Below are 17,343 nucleotides of genomic sequence, written 5' to 3'. Positions count from 1 at the left end.
ATGCGCTTGTCGATGAGATTGTTGACTGCCTTCAGCGCCAGGCCGCTTACAGCGGCCGCTCCGGCAGTCGTGTACAGGCGAGAGGCACCCGTAATTCTTCTCCAATGGGAGAATAATATCATGTGACGGCAGCGGTTCAAACTGCGCCTTAATGAGACGGATTAAGGAGCGTCGCCACGATTAAGTGCATGCTGAAGCCACTCGAGGATCTGCTTCATAGGACCACTCATGGAGTGGTAAGTTTGGATCCATGCCTCGGCGGTCGATCGAACCTTTTCACCCGCGCTTAGGACTTTCCACAGCCGGTTTAGAATTCCCGCGATTTGGAAATCGTGAGCCTTCGCCTGATCGAGCTCGCCTATCGGGTCTGGTGGCGGTGAAATTGTCTCTTCGGCATTCGCATCTTCGATCTCGACAGCTGCGACGACCGTCTCGGGAGCTGACGTTTCGCCGATGGCGATAGACACGCTGGCATCGAACACGGCCGGGGTTTGACCTAGGACAATAGCTTTAATGTTGTCCACCGCATCGAGTGGAAGCGGCTCATCAATCCGCCCGGTTTGGACCGCGCGATAGAAGGTATTTAATTCCGGGTAAAATGGCCTGAGGGCGATGTGCTGTTGCAGCAAGACCTTGAGCGCTGCTGCGAAGGGGCCTGGGAGAATGGATTGTTCCGCTGCAAACAGCTCCCTGAGCACCCGAGCCGCAGCGTCAGAAAGGAGAATGTTGTCGTTGTCTGCGCCTTTCGGTAGTCGGTCGACATAGCGCTGAATCTCAAGCCGATAGTCCTCTCGAACCTGCCACCGCTGCCTATCAAGCTGGCGGATTAAGTCGTCCGAGAGCATGGCGCACGCCTCTAGGCGCTGCCGGTGTTCGCGCTCCGAGGTCGCGAAAGGAAAGGCCGGAATGCTGGCCTGGTTGGGCCCAACTACGATACGACCGTTCGACCAAAGATAATCGATGGCGCTCGGCACATTCTCAATCGCTGCAAACTGAAGCCCACCGAGATCGGACGCCTGTTGCGACTTCTCCGTAGCAGAGGCCAGTCGGTCAGCCGCAGGAGGCTCAGATTGCTGGTCGAAGAGCGAAAGCTGGTTTGTTAATTTCGCGAAGTAGTCAGCCAAAGCCTCCTGGGTGGGCCAAAGCCGCTCTTCGAGCAGGTGCTTGGGATTGAAGAGAGGCTGGACGAGGCGACGACTGTCATCGTCACTTTTGCTGAGCATCAACAGCATAGCCTCCCGCAGCTGACGTCGGTCAGATTGCGAGTCCCATAATCTCCGAACCTCTTTTCGGATAGCCAGCTTATCAAAGCGACTGAATAGCCTGGCTTTCGAGCGCGGCCTTCCATCCGAAAAGTCCCTCGACGTCAGCGGCCGATCGCCATCGAAGAATGTCCAGAGTTGATTGTTCGATAAATGCCAAAGCGGCTGGTAGCCATCTTGCCCCCGCTCACTGTGGAACGGCGTGATGTATTTAGAAAAGCGATCCAGGATCGCTTGCGCTTTGACATCGTCCGGGTCGATGGATCCCTCATCGGCAAGATCTAAAGCGGCAATCACACAGACCGGCTTGAAGAACTTCGCCTTGCCGGACCGGCTGTTTGCGATGCCGCGTACGATGGATGACCAGTTTACGAACTCCACCCGGCCCCTCCAGCGTTCAAAAAAGAGCGCTCCTAGGTTGAACGCGATCCGAGGCTAAAGGAATTATCCAGGCAAAGCGAAGAAAACGCGCGACTTGATAAGCACAGTTGGCTTGTCATCCGCACCTTCGAGCCGCTGCTTGACGCTCCACAAGAATTTGCAGTCAGGCTTGCCGCCGAGCGTCGGCTACCGCCTCAGCCAAAAGCGCTACGGCTCGATCGATATCACTGGTGGAGGTAAAGCGCCCGAGGGACAGCCGCACCCCCTCGGCCGCCTGCTCGTCGCTCAGACCGATAGCTTGAAGAACGTGGGAGGTTCTCATATGGCCGGATGTACAGGCTGATCCAGTGGAAGCGCTGAGCTTGGGCTGCAGTCGCGTCATGAGATCCTTGGCGTCCACTCCCTCGAATCGCAGATGTAGACATCCGGGATGCCGCGGCGCGTCCAGACAAGTCGCCACCAACCTCGGGATCGTCGTGGACAGCAGCCCTAAAAGATGATCGCGCAGCTGCGCAGTTCGGACATGCTCCTCAGTCGACATCAGCGACAGGGCGAGGCCGAAGCCAGCGCAGAGTTCGGTGGGAAGCGTGCCGGGCCGAAGGCCAGCCTCTTGCCCCCCGCCGAACATCAAAGGACGGGGTCGCCAAGACGCGGAGGCCGAAAGATAGAAAGCCCCTACGCCCTTAGGCCCGTAGACCTTGTGGCTGGAGAAGCTAGCAGCGTCGACGCCCCAAGCGACGACATCGACACCCATCGCGGCCGGCGCCTGACTGGCGTCGGTGTGTACGAAGGCCCCTGCTCTCGATCCAATGTCCGCAACTGCTTCGACGGGTTGAATCGTTCCGATCTCGTTGTTGACCGCCATGACGGAGATCACTGCAACGTCGTCCCGAACGGCGGACGCCAACCATTGGAGATCGACAACCCCGCAAGACGTTACGGGGATAATCTCGACCGAGTACCCAAACGGTTCCGCCCCGTGGGCGCACTCCAGCACCGCCTTGTGCTCAATGGCGCTGACAAGAATCCGCTTCCGCTCCTTGGGAGCGCCCAGCGCAGCGCCGAGGACACCGAGGTTGTCAGCCTCGGTCGCCCCGGAAGTGAAGATGACCTCATCGGGATCCGCACCAATCGAATCGGCGACCTGCCGGCGCGCCTCCTCTATGACCGCGCGAGCTCGCCAACCTGCGGCATGATCTTCCGCGTGCGGGTTCGCAACGCATGCGTCCGATATTGACGTCACCAGCGCGCGCACTCGTTCGTCAAGCGGGGTCGAGGCTTGGTAGTCCAAATAGACGCTTTGGTCGTCTGTCATCTTGCGATCCGCCCTGGTGACGGTCGCCAGGAAAGATTGACATAGACCGGTGCACGCGGTCGTATCAACTGGACAGGAGTTCCAGTCCGATGCCCCGCAGCCTTTTTGATATCGACGGCGCCCGCCTACAACTAGCGGGCCATGAGACCTTCCCCCTCCGCTACGGGTGGCTGAAGAAGTCTTACGACGCCGTGAAAGAGGCATCACAGATCAGCGAAGAAGTTCACGTCAACGTCTTTGCAGATGAAGCCGCGATAGCCAGATTTGGCGTAGGCAGAAACATGGTCTTGTCCATGCGTCACTGGGCATTATCGACGGGAGTATTGAAACTTGAAGACACTCCATCTTCGAGATTGCCGAAAGTCGTCACTGGAGAACTTGGTGATTTCTTATTCGGGGAAAATCATGACGGCTACTTGGAACACCCGGCCTCTCTGTGGCTGATTCACTGGAATTTAGCGTCGACACCAGGGCGAGCTGGGGCCTGGCATTGGGCGTTCAACGAGTTCAACGAGCCGACGTTCGATCGCGACCTGATGGCTCAGCGGCTTTCGCGCCGCTGCCAGGAACTGCACGAGTCGGGCCGAATGGATCGGGTTGCGAGTGAAGTCAGCCTGAAACGCGACGTTGAATGCCTGGTCCGGACCTATCACGCGGCCGCCGCCACAGGCCGGCGCGCGCCCGAGGACAGTATCGAGTCACCCTTGGCTGAACTCGGCCTCATTCAACGCGCGGCGCTGGGCGATTATTTCCGCTTCCGGCGGGGGGCCAAGCCGTCACTGCCCGACGAGGTCTTTCTATTCGCGCTCGTCGATTTCTGGCGCTCTCATTTCTCCGGTCGCAAGTCGTTTTCAGTCGACTTTCTGACCTTCGAGCGCGGATCGCCGGGGCAGGTCTTCCTTTTGGACGAGGACTCCGTGGCGGAAAGGCTTTCCCGGCTTGAAGCGCTCACTGACGCAGCCTTCACATGGGACGAGTCATCGGGCATGCGTCAGATCTACGCGCCGCGCCTGAATGACATCGCCCCCTACCGGCTCTTGGAACGCCTCTATGACCGCGACATGCGGCTGGTGGCCTGATGACTATGCTGAGCGAACAAATCCACGTCGCACGCCGCTTCACGCGCGCAGTTCGCGTCGATGACGATTTTGCCGATGCATCCATTCTCGACGGCTATGTGTGCTCGCAATCAACAGTCGAAGTGCTGCTATCCATGGCGCGGCACAAAACCGACACGGGCCACGGCGCCTTTACCTGGACGGGTCCCTACGGAAGCGGGAAGTCGAGCCTCGCCATCGCGTTGGCGACGCTGGCAGCAGGCAACGAGCGGGTCGGAGCGAGCCTGCTCGCTTCCGTGTCAACGCCAGCGCGCGAGGAGTTGATACGGGGTTTTCGACCCACCCAGACCCCTTGGCGTATCGCGCCAGTCGTCGGCAGCCGAATGGACGCTGCTACGGCCATAGAGGCGGCTCTCGCCAACGCGGTCGGCTCGGCGACCAAGTTGAGGCGCGGTTCCGACGAGACACTCGCCCAGTGGGCCGTTCGCATCGCTGCCGATCCTAAACGCGAGGGCCTGATCCTCTTCCTCGACGAAATGGGCAAGTTCCTCGAACACGCCGCGCGCGGCGGGGGCGATGTCCACATCTTTCAGGAGCTGGCGGAAGCCGCTGCGCGTGCGGAAGGCCGGTTAATTGTCGTCGGCATTCTGCACCAGGCCTTCGATGAGTACGCCCAGCGCCTTGCCCGAGAGGCTCGCGACGAGTGGCTCAAGATCCAGGGCCGATATCTGGATATCGCCGTCAATCTCGCGGCTGAAGAACAAATCGATCTGATTGGACGCGCTATCGAAGGCCCTAAGCCAACGGCGGACCACAGAGCAAAGACGGTCGCCGTCGCGCTCAAGGCGTCCCGCTTGGGTTCACTTACCGCCATCGAAGAGCGGCTGGCCGCTTGCTGGCCGCTACATCCTGTCGCCGCCGCTCTAATCGGGCCCATTACCCGCCGGCGCTTTGGCCAAAACCAACGAAGCCTCTTCGGCTTCCTGACGTCGGCCGAGCCGTTCGGCTTCCAGGCCTATCTCAACGACGAAGAGGTCGACGATGCGGACGTTTTCCCCGTCGCCCGACTTTGGGACTACCTGCACGCAAACCTTGAGTCCGCCATTCTGGCCTCTCCCGATGGCCATCGCTGGGCCACGGCGCTCGACGCCCTGCATCGTGCGGAAGCTCGTGACGCAGGGCCAGATCATATAGCGCTCTTGAAAGCGGTGGCCCTGATCGACCTATTCAAGGACCGATCGGGATTGACCGCGAGCCTTCAGGTCCTGTCCACGACTGTCCCAGCCGGCCGAGACGTCGAAGCGATTCTCGACGACCTGAAGAAATGGTCGGTCATCGTCTTTCGAGCTCATTCGGGCGCCTTTGCGATCTACGCTGGCAGCGATTTCGACATAGAGTCCGCTGTGGAAGAAGTGCGCCGAACCGGTGTCAGCGTCGACTTCAAGCGCCTGGCACGGCAAGCGTCCCTTCAACCCATCCTTGCCAAACGTCACTACGAAGAGACGGGTGCCCTTAGGTGGTTCGAGGTCGAGCTCGTGCCTCTTCACGAGGCCGACGAACGTATTCGGACCTATGTCCCGGCGCCGGGCGCCGCAGGTCTGTTCCTACTCGCGGTTAGCGCTCAGGCCGAAAGCCAGAAGGAAGCAAAGCGCACACTTGAAGCCGCCCTGGAGAAGGCGGACCCCCGCCTCGTCGTCTGCGGATGGACACGCGACAGCGTCGTCGTCAGAGAGATGGCGGCTGACCTTGCCGCCCTGGAGCAAGTCCGAGCGAACCGACCGGAGCTGGAAGGCGACGCCATTGCACGGCGTGAGATCGACGCACGGCTCGCTCGGCTCTCCATCGAACTGGAGGATCGGCTCGGCGAAGCCATTAACAGCATAGATTGGCGCCTGCCCAAATCCGCCCGTGACGTGATCGACGTTAGGGTCTCGGGCCCAGCAGGATTGAGCATCCTTGCATCGCGATTGGCAGACTGGCGCTATCCTCTCGCCCCGCGCCTTCCGAACGAACTGGTCAATCGGACCAAGCCCTCGTCGAGCGCACAAGGCGCCGTGCGAGCCCTTCTGCATGGCATGACCGAGCGAAGCGAGCTGGCTAGACTCGGCATCGATGGCTATCCCGCAGAAGTCGGGCTGCACATCAGCCTACTGGAGCGGACCGGGCTTCATCGCTGGGATGAAGAGAGTGAGCGTTGGCGCTTCACGGCCCCCGCCGCGAACGACCCCGCCCGCCTATTCCCTCTCTGGAAAGCAACCGACGAGTTCCTGCAGCATCGAGCTGCCGGGGCCAGCGCTGCGGAGCTTTATGGCCTTTGGCGCTCGCCGCCATTTGGCGTGCGCGACGGCCTGCTTCCCGTCCTGATGGGCGCGTATCTGATGACCCGCGCTGGCAGCAGTGCGGTCTATCTCGACGGCGTGTTCCGACCTTCGCTCGACACCTTCCTCGTCGATCGCCTGCTTCAGGAACCCGCCAGCGTCTCGCTTCGCGCTGTGGAGCTGACCGAGGTCGATGTGGCCTACATCGCCGCCATGGCCGAGATGCTTTCGAGCTCCGAAGAGCGTGTCCCCCCCACGTCGCTGGAGGTGGCTAGAGCTTTGGTTCGCGAGATCCGAGACTTGCCAGCCTGGACGTTGCGCACAACCCGACTGACTTCCGACGCCGCGCGCCTTCGTGATCGCGCGAAGGCATCGAACGATCCTAATCGCCTACTGCTCGAAGACGTGCCGGCGGCAATAGGGGTCGAGTTGGGATCTCTGTCCGGCGTGGGCATCGCCAAAAAAGTGTCCGCGCTCTTGGGAGAATTGGTGGACGCCTATCCGAGCATGCTTCGCGAGCTGGAGAGCGCGCTGAAGCGAGAGCTGCGGATTCGGGGCGATGGCGGGCTACCGCTTGAGGCGCTGCATCGCCGGTCGCTCAACGTGCAGGGATTGACGGGAAATTTCCGCCTCGACGCCTTGGCTACCCGGCTTTCGACCTACACGGGACGCCTGGACGAACTCGAAGGCCTCGCCAGCTTGGCGGCCAATCGACCGCCGAGGGATTGGGTAGACCGTGACGTCGATGCCGCTCGCGTAGAACTCGCAGCCCTTGCTCAGCAATTCCTCAAGGCGGAAGGCTTTGGCCATCTGAAGGGGCGAGCGGATGGTCGGGTCGGCGTCGCGGTCTATATAAGCGATCCGGCCTACCCCGAACCTCAGACGCACGAAATCGATCTCAGCGCGTCCGATCGTCTGATTGCTGATGCGCTGTCCGCCCGCATCCACGCGATGATGCTAGCCGAAGGCACGAGCCGCGACATCGCGATTGCTGCAATCGCGAACCTTGGGCTTGCCCTACACGTCCCGACAACTGACGAGGGGGCCGCGCAAGTCGCATGACCGAACGGCACGTTCTAGGCATCTCAGGCGGCCGCGATAGCGCCGCCCTCGCCGTCTACATGCGTCAACAGCATCCCGAACTCGACATCGAGTACTTCTTCACCGACACGGGCAAAGAGCTGCCCGAGGTCTATGAGTTTTTGGGGCGCTTGGAAGGCTTCCTTGGCAAGCCGATCGCACGACTTAATCCAGAGCGTGACTTCGATTTCTGGCTCAAGGAATACAAGGACTTCCTGCCCTCGCCCCAAACGCGCTGGTGCACTAAGCAGCTGAAGATCAAGCCGTTTGAGACCTGGGTGAAGACGTCAGTCCAGCGGGGCGACCAAGTTCACAGCTATGTCGCGATCCGCTCGGATGAAGACTATCGCGAAGGCTACGTGTCGGGTCAGTCGAATCTCAAGGTTCATCTGCCCTTCCGAGAGGCCGGCATCGACAAGGCCGGTGTGACCGAACTGCTCGAGGCCGCCGGCGTAGGCTTACCGAGCTACTACAGGTGGCGGTCGCGAAGTGGCTGCACCTTCTGTTTCTATCAGCAGAAGATCGAATGGGCGCGTCTTCTCGACGAGCATCCTGACGCGTTCGAAGATGCAAAACGGTATGAAAAGAACGCGTTGGATCACGGCTCGCCCTTCACTTGGAGCCAAGGCGAAAGCTTGGAAGACCTCTCGCGTCCAGAACGCCTTGCTCAAATCCGCATCGATCATGACAGACGTGTCGAGCGACTGAAGCGCAAGCGCTTGATCAACGCACTGCAAGACGAGGCGATCGAGATAGACGAGGTCTACGGCTCGGCTGGCAAGATGTGCGTCACCTGCCACAAGTGAGATTAGGGGCCGGCAGTTATTAAGCCGGCCTGATGCTCAGCTGTTGTCGGCGATAATGGCATCGACAGCGCGCTCGATGTCATCATCGGATAGATAGGGCGCTTGGGCATAGACAAGGCCAGGCTCCCCACTCAGCCGAGCGGCGAGGTGGCCAAGGCCCAAGAGTTGCTCGGCGCCCTTCGAACCAAGGGCAATCTCGGAGGTTCCGACACTCGCTACTTTGAGAATGAGGCGGTTGCCGAGGTTGTCTCGGAGTTGCATCGGCATAACGGTCGCGTCCGGGCGCTGCGCCGCGAAGATCAAATGGATACCAGCGGCGCGAGCCTTGACGCCCAGCCGAGAAACATTGGCGGATACCGCCTCCTTGTAGTCGTCCGAGAGCATCCATTCTGCGAACTCGTCGTGGATCAGGAAGATCATCGGCAGCCGCTCGCCCGACGAAACACTAGTATTGTACGTCTTGAGATCCCGAGCCTTCGCGGCCCGGAACAAGGTGTAGCGCCGCTCCATCTCGGCGACCGTCTCTTCCATGACCTCCATGGCGCGGGCCTGGTCGACGACCACGCCGTCCTGAACGTGAGGCAGACGTTCCAGCGCTCCATAGTCCACGCCCATCTTGGGATCGATGAGATGGATGCGGGCTAGCCGGCTGGAGTTCGTCGCGGCGATATCCAGGATCATTGCCTGGATCAAAACTGATTTTCCGCTGCCGGTCGCGCCGGCGACGAGCGTATGGGGCTCATGCTGGGTGCCGCCGGCGAACGGGCCGCCGAGATTGAGATACAGGATCTCGCCATCAAGCTCACGCAGCCCTAGGACAAACGACGTGTTCAGGCCGGCGGCGTTACGGTTGATCTCTCGCCTTGCCCAGACATCCCACAGCGAGACCGTCTGGCGCTGAGGTCGAGCAACCCCGACCACGATTTCCCCAGGGGACCCCGAAACCGAGATCAGCCGGAGCGCATGCGTCGTCAGGAGCGCAGACTGCTTGCTTTCGATGTCCTCCACCCGGAGCAGATCCGTGCCTTGGAAGCGGATCAAGGCGGCGTTAGGGGTCAGGCGCGACCCGAGAATTTTGGCCTGCAGCCGATAACCCAGAAGCGCGGTGCGAAGCTTCTGTGCTGTGGCCTCCAACCAGGCCTGGTCGTCTGCCGACGGCGCGCCGCCCGGGGCTGCCCGGCTTTCGACGAGGGTCTGAAACGCGAGGCCCGCCTGCGCCACCAGGGGCGGATGCGCTAAGGCAACTGGGGAAGGTTTGTCGAGTGCGGCGCTCGGAGTGGCCGCAGGCGACGCGGCAGATCCGTTGTCTGAAGCTTGCAGGCCTTCTGTCGTGAGCGCGGAAGCGGCCTCAGGGCTCTCCGGAGTCGTCGTCGACCGGGCTTGCTCGATCTCAAGCTGCGAACCTAGATTGCGATGCACAGGAATCTCTCGGCCGGCAGGGGTAGCGTCTTCAGCATGCGCCGTGGACGTTGGGAGAGGCGCCCCTGCCGCCCCGTCAGTGGGCGAGGGCGACGTGGGACCAGTGGGCGGTGCTGGAGGTGCGTCCGGCGGTGAGCTTGACGGGTCCTGCGGCGGAACGTGCGATGTAGAGGTATCCTGCTGATCCCCGGTCCATCGCACCCGGGGCGCCGGATGCCGGTAGCCCTCCTGACTCCAGAGCCTCAGCTCTCCCAGGCTTTCCCTGATTGGCGCCAGGGCGCTGCCAGCTTCATAGGCAAGAAGAAGCCGCCGGACGCTATCGCGATGATAGACCTCCTGAAGCCCGAGATGGACGTCACTGACCTGTTCCTGCTCGCCGAGGGTCGGCGTTGCAGCACTCGACGTCGATAGAAACACGTGCGAATAGCCCCGCAGATCGATGGAGGCCTCGCCCTTACGCAAGGCATCCCGAACGCGCTCCAGCTTGGCGGTGCTCCCCACCGCTGTTGTGCCATCAAGGAGCAGGTCAGCAATCCTCGATAGCCACAGATCTCGATCAAGACGGCCGGGATCTCCGAAGAGCGCCTCGTCCATACGCTTGACCGTATGCTGCAGCTGCTGCCGGCTCTTTCGAATGGCCTCTGCTGCGCCCTCTTCGGATGTATATTTAGCCTCACTGACGAGTGCGCGAAGTCGGAGCGCACCGTTCTCGTCCTCCTCTACGCTTAGAGCGAGGATGTCCGCCAAGCCTTCTTCCTTCTGACCAAGCCACTGGGCGTAGTCATCCAAGAGGAACCAGGCGACAGTCGAACCGGTCGCGATCTCCTCGGCGATGAGAGCGCGGCTTAAAACGAGGCCGATCAGCTCTCCGGCAGAAACGCCCCTCTTGGCCGCGCGTAGGACGATATCGCCGCTGATCGCATTCGCATCGACGATCAGGTTTTGAGCGAGCGTATCTAGACGCGCCGGATCCAGTCCAAGGCTCAACTCGGTGAGTCTACGCCTGACTAGGACATGCAGGACGCGAAGCTCCGATGTGGACGAGACGACCATATTGCGGCCGTGGGTTCTCTGGCGCCGATACCGGATGACGTTGACGCCGAGCGCCGCGAGCTGGCGCTTATCCAGAAGGTCATCATAGGTCGCCACCCATTCAGCGAGGCTATGCGCCTCGTCGAACGCTGCCTTAAGCGCTTGTGTCTGGAACGAGATTTGTCTGGCCGGCAGGAAGTGCTGGCCAGTTTCGGGGGCCTGTTTGCGAACAATCGCGGCAACCGCATCGACGTAGGTCCATCCCGCCTTGGGCTGACGGGGACAGGTGAGAAAGGCCGTCGCCTTCAACTCGTCTTCAGCCGTGACGCGGCGATACGACCATCGCGGAGGCACATGGTCCAATAGGCTTGGGTCTGCACTTTCGCTAGAAACCGGAATCCAGGTCTCCTGGGCCTGACGCGACACCAAGTCGTGCAGAAAAGCGATATCGACGGAACGTTCGCCATCCGCCTCCGGCGACGTCGCGCCTTCTAGCGAAACGCCGATCCGCAGTTTGGACATGAAGGTGCGGGAAGTTTCGGACACCACGACGGCGTCCGCGTCGGCGTTGGACTGCTCAAGCAGGTCGGAGTAGACGCGCTCCAGGCGCTTTCGATCGCGGTGCCGCACCAGCACATTGCAGTGGATTTCGCCTTCGTCCTGCATCGACGATAGTGCGTTCACCGCCGCCAGCGGCAGGCCCGCAGCGTCGCAATTGTAGAGCATGATCGACAGGTTCGACCGTTCGTGAGGCTGAAGGTCGAGGTAGCGATCGACAAGCTGCCGAATCTGCCGAGCTGCATCTGCCGGATCAACATCGGTCGCAGCTTCCGTGGGGCCGCGAACTGGACGCTCCATCAGACTGTAATCGTTGACGGTGCTTGTTTCGACAAGAAGTACCGCCTCGGCTCCAGCATAGCCAACCGCCACCTCCGGATAGAAGGGGTGGGACAACTCATCTCGGATATCAGCGAAGAAGAGCCGGCTATCGCCGAAGTTAACTTGCTCGGCCAGCAGGAGGTGGCGAACTAGACCGGCGAACGCCCGCAGTTTGACCGCGGTTCCGACGAGCCGCATCGGGTGCCATGGCGTGACGATGGCCGACGGGCTTCCCCCCGTCACAGCAACGCAGCCAACTGCGAGAACCGGCTCGAGCAGCGCTTGCCGATTGAGGTCGCCCATTGCTTGGCGGGTCAGCCGGTCGAGCAGGACGCTGTAGGCGTCGGCTTGATTGAGGATAGCTTCGTCCGCGGCCCCTCGGTCGCTCCACGCTTCGAGAGCAGCCCGATATCCCGTCGTCCAGGCCGTCCAGGATTCGCCGATCTCAAGGCCTGCGGAAGCTGCAAGTCGGCCTTCATCGACCGCGGCCTTAAGTGCGCTCGGAAAGGATTTGAATAGGTCTTCACCGAGCGTGGCCCGCGGGACAAGAGATCCGGAGTCCTGAGCGAACGCGGGTTGCATCGTGCTGACATCAGCCAGCGAAACATGCTGGAGCGCGCCTTTGCGGCTTACCGACTGGCGCGCGACCGTAGCCCGAACGAAGGGCCTCTGACGCAGTCGCTCCAGATCGTCGGGCAGTTCAAGCCCGATCGCAGACGGCGTCGCCGTCCAAATCAGTTGAACCGTCGCGGGCGCCGAAATGCCACCGCTCAGAGTCAGGTCGAATTTGAGTTGCAGATTAGCGCGCGCAGTGGAGTCGTTGCGTCGATACTTTTTGTCGGTCCGCGCCCTATCGAGCACGTCGCGGTATTCGAGAAGGTTGGGGGCGTCCCAAGTGATTTGATCACCTAAGAGAGCAGGCAGCCCTCGATAGCGCGCGGCGAAGGCCAGACCCACGTCGGCATTTAGATCCAGCAGCGACTTTCGTGTTCGGCGCGCGCATCGGATCGTCAAACGACGAGGTCCTATAAGGTCTGGCGCTTGGGCAAAGAGGCGCTCGATCGTCGACATCAGTCCATCGATGAAGTCCGTGCACTCCAGGGGGCGACCGAAAATAAACCGTTCCCACTTGGCGCGAAGCGTGCGGTCGATGTCTTCCCGATGGGCCTCGAAGAATTCCCGGTCGTCATCGCGCACGTCGCGCAACGAACGCGATCCAAGCTGATCGAGATAGCCGCGCTCCGTATCGTTAAGCGCGTCCGGCTTTTCATAGTCGAAGAAGCTGATCGTCTCCTTCGCCAAGTTCGACTTCTTTGTCTTCAGACCCGAGAAAAGCAGCGAGACGTTCTCGCTTTCCCACTCGAAGGCCGACAAGTCCCGCGCAGCGTCGTTCCAACCGGTTGGCGCCGCGATAAAGGCGAGCATCGCGGCTTGAACCTCGGCGCTCAGATCGGACTGCACCGCATCGAACTGGGCTCTCAGCTCTTCTGGCTCGATGACTTGGCGGTTGGACCGCTGCTTGGCCATTAAGGGCTTACGGTCGCTGATAAGCTTGTCGAAGAGACGTCGCCAGCGCGCCGATTGATCCTGATCCTTGGACTTCAGTCCCAGGAAAGCCCCGGTATCCCGCGGCAGTTGAACGGCGGGGAGAGCCCAACCGAGCGCCTGGGGAATCGTGTGACCGTGTTCGACGAGCCCCGCGCGCGTTGTCGCGACAAAACGCGCGACATGGCTCAACGGCCAATCTTCCGCTTGCATCAGGCCTTTGAGCGCTGCGTTCCACGCGGCGATCTGATCGTCGGGCAACCCTAGACCCCGAGACGCCGGTTCGACCCAAAAGTCCGGCGACTCCGTCAGCTGCTTTGCGCCGATCAACGTGAGATGAAGCAGGGATTCGCCTTGGTCGTCGTCGGCGTTGGCAAGGAGCAGCGCCGGACGATCGTGATTGACGTTGCGCATCCGGGTCGTGCGTTCATCGGTAATGACCTCCTCGGGCAAACCGAAGCCTTCAACAAGCGAGCGAGGCACGAGGACACGGATTTGGCTTCCGATAGGGTCCGCCAACACAGCGCCGACAACCGCAGCAACCTGTTCGCCCGTGAGCCTGTCGAGAAGGAACCGAGCGATGCCATCATCCGGAAGGTGGCCGGCTAGGCGATGCTTCAACAACGCGACGCCGGCTGCGCCGATGAGTTCGAGCGCGTTCATGCCTGGTCTCGCGTAAAGGGGTTTTCGACGTAAGCGCAGGAATCCGACAGGCGACGGACGAGCCCAAGACTGGCCAGACGCTCCTCAAGCCGTCGCGCGTTGTTCGAGAAATCTTCCTGATCGGCATCACCCGCATCGATAATATCGCGTGCCTGATGATCCCCGATGATGAAGCCGTACCGGTCATAGAGAAGCTTCAAGAAGACCTTGAACTCCATTCGATCGTTGACGCAGCAAACAACCAGGCTCTTGAGCAAGCGGTCGGTGGGGGCATAGCGCACCCTGCGGCTTGAGCGCCTCGACGCAAGGCCGATAGCGCGAGCCCATGCGCCATGGATCTTGCCGACATGCTGGTTGTGACGGACGTGGGCTTTGGCGATGAGCTGTTCGATCAGCTCGGCCGGCGATTGCTGCCGGATCTCGCTATCGTCCGGATCCGGCCAGTCGAATTGGCGCTGCATGACTTCCGCGCAGGCAAGCCCAGGCTCGTCTGATATCGCCGCGGCCTCCCATTCGGACGTGCCCGCAACCGCGCGAATGTAGCTGTCTATCGCCTGCTTGGGCAGGCTGGCGTTGTTCTGGAAGGAGTCCGCGGACAGGTCGCGCACTACCGACTTCCGGGGGGATACGATCTCACAAATGAAAGTCGGCCTGTCTCCCCCGATGACCTCACGCGCCCGCTCAAGCTGGTAAAGCAACAGGTTCAGCCCGGTCAGGGTGACGAGATGCGGTAGAGCGTCTGAGATCGGCATTGGACGGCTGAGCACAGCCAGCCAGTCGCTCGCGAGGCGGTCAAACGCCGTGTGCTGCGAACACGGAAGATAGGCGCCGGCTCGATCGGCCTTGGTGTACTGAGGGTCCGATTGCAGAGCCGATAGAACACGGTCGTAAGGCGAATCCGCGTTTAGGAACTGAGCCGTCAGGTCATCTCGGAGCTGATCGCGATGCGTGCTTCGCGCGAGCATCATATACAGCAGCTCGCCAGTTCGAGCGAAGAAGCGGCGGTCGTTCGTAACCCCGCCGCCTGAGCTCACGGACAGGTCCTCAAACAAGGCTGATGGACCAAACGGGAACAGGAACTTGCTGCTCCACCGCTTGTTCGTTTCGCCTTCGACGGAGGATTTTTGAAGGAAGCGGATGACCGATGCGAAATCGTCGAAGCTGTCGAACCGATTTCGGAGATAACTGAAATCGGCGGTTTCCAGACCGCCGGCGCTCGCTTCCATGTCCTTCAGCCAGGCTTCCCATGCCGCATTGTCGCCAAGGCTCTGTTCGGTCAGCCGCGCGAGATGGGGGTTGTTGAAGATGAGATTGCGCAGTCGCATCTGGGTCTGAGGTCGGTAGGACAGCGTATTGAAGCCTTCCTCCTTCAAGGCCCGACCTGCCGCATGCTCGGCCTGAAGCACGCACAGGAACTCCAACACCGTAAGCCACGGGGTCTGTTCGTCGTGAAGGCGGTGCCCCCAGATCGCTTCATCCACCCAGATCGCCGGGCCGTTGCGATCTTCGTGACCAACCGGCCTGGGCAGGATTTCCATGCTCAAAGTCTCACGCTGACGCGGCGGGAGTTCGCGCGCCCATCATCCGTCACATCCAAGAAGCGAAGCTCAAACGCGTCGCCTTGGCCGGGTCCGTCTAAAACCTGCCGGCGTTTCGCAGCACTCAGGAGCCTAGCCTTGAGCGCCAGAAAGTCCTCGAAGCACTCCAATGAGAAGCTCGTTGGCAAAGCTCCGTCAGCGACGCGGCAGAGAAACTCGAAGCGGGTCGGCGTAAGCGTGAGCGTGACGGGCGGCGGATCACCATCGCGGGCGAAGCTGACCTTGAGATCGATCTGTGCGTCGACACCCGCGACAACCGCGACCTCCTCGCCGCTCTTGCGCGGTACGGAGATGAACTCTTCGACGAGGCTACTGATCTTGGTCTCCGAGTGAGTTCCAGACGTCGCCAAAACCAGTTGATCGGAGGTCTGGATCAGCATGCCCGAGAACACCCGGTTCAGTCCGCGCACAATCCGGATCATTGTCTCTCGGACTGGCGGCCGACCGTCTTTCACCGCTTCGGCCGCCGCCAGGTACTCGCCGGCGTGTTTGAAGATGGTCAGGTCCCAAACGCTGCCCGTGATCGGATCCAAATCGGGAAGAGTGAAGAAGAGCCTTTGGCGTTGGCCTCGGAGGAGATTGAGAAACGTCGCTTGCGCGCCGCTTTCCGCTCCCTCGAGGTAGTCCAACTGGGCGCGCGCGAAGACGGCCGTTGCCCCATAGTTCGCATCCGCGCGCATCAAAGCGTCGTACCGGGCCCGCAGTTTGGGGTCGTCTGCGCCGTAGACTAGGAGGCTGTCGACGGCATTGCTCGTTTCCTGTCCGACGCCGAACAGGGCGAGTTTGGCGAACGGGTCCGTCCGTTCCGCCACGCTCGCCTTGAGGTTCTCGCCGAAAACATTGCGGTAGAGGCTCGCGCCATCGCTTCGCCCCTGCTGCGCCAGCAGCATGGCGTCGGGACAGGTCATGAGGCCGTGGCGGGCCTCGGGATGCCCCAAGATCATATTGGTGACCAGGACCAACAGCTGGCGGATCGGGAAATGGTGTCCGTTCAGTTCGCTGACGCGGACGAGGTTTTGCAGACGCGACGTCAACCGTTCTCCGCTCTCGTCTTCCATAAGACGCTGGCGGTTGATGAGGATCGGACATTGCTCGGCTGAACCGCAGTCTTGGCAGCCATCCCAGCCTTCGTGCGTGACGATCTCTCGGATCACATGCATTAGATGATCGGCCGCGGGCCACCGGCTCAGATCGAAGAGCTGGACATGGATGCCTTCGGGTGGTGCTCGCCCCGTGACCATCAAGGCCTCGACAGCATTGCTCAGGTCCCTCACCCGCTCGCTATCGGTGACGGCTTTCAGCCGCTCGAGCAGCTGACCGTGATTGGCCGCGATGAGATAAAGTGTCCTGCGTTGCGGATCGACGGCGTCGGCGCTGAACTGACGGATCATTGCGTCGCTCTCGATTTCCTCGAGCTCGCTGAGATCCTTGACGATCACAAGCTGCCTATCACCCACAGATAGGGTCTGGATCTTGTCGCCTTCGTCCCAGTCTTGATCGCTCCCCCCAAGCGCCAGCCACACAGCGCGACAATGGTAAGTTTTGCCATCGCCTGCGGTGCCGGTGAGGATGACGCTATTAGGCGTTTCGGCGTTGAAGTTTTCTAGCAGAGCGTCGATGCATTGCGCTGGCAGCGTCAGAGGCTTCAGCTTAGTCCGCCGAAGGGCGCGACGAATACTTTCGTCATACATGTTATCGTTGCTGGGAATAGGTCCGTAGCTTCGCAAGAAGCGAACCCAGGCCGACGTGTTGATCGTCATCCAACCCTCCCCCAGTGCGGGCCGCCCTTTGTTCGGGCCGTCGACCACACTTCAAGCTTCAGTTGCATACCTAGAAGACGTCGCGCGCCAGCGCACCATCGAATTGGCCTGGTTGTGCGCTGGAGGCGTAGCACCCCCGTTAGACAGAGCCACTCAGGAGCTCCAAGCCCAATCTCGGAGCCAGTTCCCGCCCCTCAGGAGAGCGATGGGCTCGCCCCATTACGCAT

The 17,343-nt window shown here is 61.1% G+C and carries 8 protein-coding genes; 3 read left to right on the top strand and 5 right to left on the bottom strand.

The features are described 5' to 3' along the window. Positions 1–161: 161 nt before the first annotated feature. Together BR39_RS0111600 and BR39_RS0111595 are read right to left on the bottom strand one after the other, a co-directional pair. The gene (locus tag BR39_RS0111600; protein ID WP_156035712.1) at positions 162–1,643 is read right to left on the bottom strand and encodes a hypothetical protein; all 1,482 of its coding nucleotides are present in this window, start codon (positions 1,641–1,643) and stop codon (positions 162–164) included. Positions 1,644–1,806: 163 nt separating this feature from the next. Beyond that, positions 1,807–2,958 (bottom strand): cysteine desulfurase family protein, encoded by a 1,152-nt coding sequence (locus BR39_RS0111595; protein WP_029911609.1) that lies wholly within the window; start codon positions 2,956–2,958, stop codon positions 1,807–1,809. A gap of 89 nt (positions 2,959–3,047) precedes the next feature. Here BR39_RS0111595 and BR39_RS26135 point away from each other — a divergent pair, with 89 nt between their 5' ends. Genes BR39_RS26135 through BR39_RS0111580 form a run of 3 tightly spaced genes read left to right on the top strand, consistent with a single transcriptional unit; the run spans position 3,048 to position 8,220 of the window. Next, a complete protein-coding gene (locus BR39_RS26135; protein ID WP_029911606.1) occupies positions 3,048–4,037 on the top strand; it encodes a DUF4007 family protein in 990 nt (329 codons plus the stop codon). Next, positions 4,037–7,396 carry a hypothetical protein gene (locus tag BR39_RS0111585; protein WP_051695462.1) on the top strand — a complete coding sequence of 1,120 codons (3,360 nt, stop codon included), beginning with the start codon at positions 4,037–4,039 and terminating at the stop codon, positions 7,394–7,396. The genes BR39_RS26135 and BR39_RS0111585 overlap by 1 nt, the downstream gene beginning before the upstream one ends. Continuing rightward, a complete protein-coding gene (locus BR39_RS0111580; RefSeq protein ID WP_029911600.1) occupies positions 7,393–8,220 on the top strand; it encodes a phosphoadenosine phosphosulfate reductase family protein in 828 nt (275 codons plus the stop codon). Before BR39_RS0111585 ends, BR39_RS0111580 begins: the two co-directional genes overlap by 4 nt. Before the next feature lie 36 nt (positions 8,221–8,256). On the opposite strand, the gene BR39_RS26720 is transcribed toward BR39_RS0111580, so the two are convergent. The 3 genes from BR39_RS26720 to BR39_RS0111565 are packed head-to-tail and all read right to left on the bottom strand — an operon-like array spanning position 8,257 to position 17,116. Beyond that, a complete protein-coding gene (locus tag BR39_RS26720) occupies positions 8,257–13,758 on the bottom strand; it encodes an FtsK/SpoIIIE domain-containing protein (protein WP_029911597.1) in 5,502 nt (1,833 codons plus the stop codon). Continuing rightward, positions 13,755–15,296 (bottom strand): hypothetical protein, encoded by a 1,542-nt coding sequence (locus BR39_RS0111570; RefSeq protein WP_029911594.1) that lies wholly within the window; start codon positions 15,294–15,296, stop codon positions 13,755–13,757. The genes BR39_RS26720 and BR39_RS0111570 overlap by 4 nt, the downstream gene beginning before the upstream one ends. A gap of 2 nt (positions 15,297–15,298) precedes the next feature. Next, positions 15,299–17,116 (bottom strand): hypothetical protein, encoded by a 1,818-nt coding sequence (locus BR39_RS0111565; RefSeq protein ID WP_029911591.1) that lies wholly within the window; start codon positions 17,114–17,116, stop codon positions 15,299–15,301. Positions 17,117–17,343: the final 227 nt, after the last annotated feature.

Origin of the sequence: Caulobacter sp. UNC358MFTsu5.1, from assembly GCF_000712075.1 — a bacterium.
In the GTDB taxonomy this organism is placed as follows: domain Bacteria; phylum Pseudomonadota; class Alphaproteobacteria; order Caulobacterales; family Caulobacteraceae; genus Caulobacter.
This window is presented reverse-complemented; position numbering and strand designations above follow the sequence as displayed.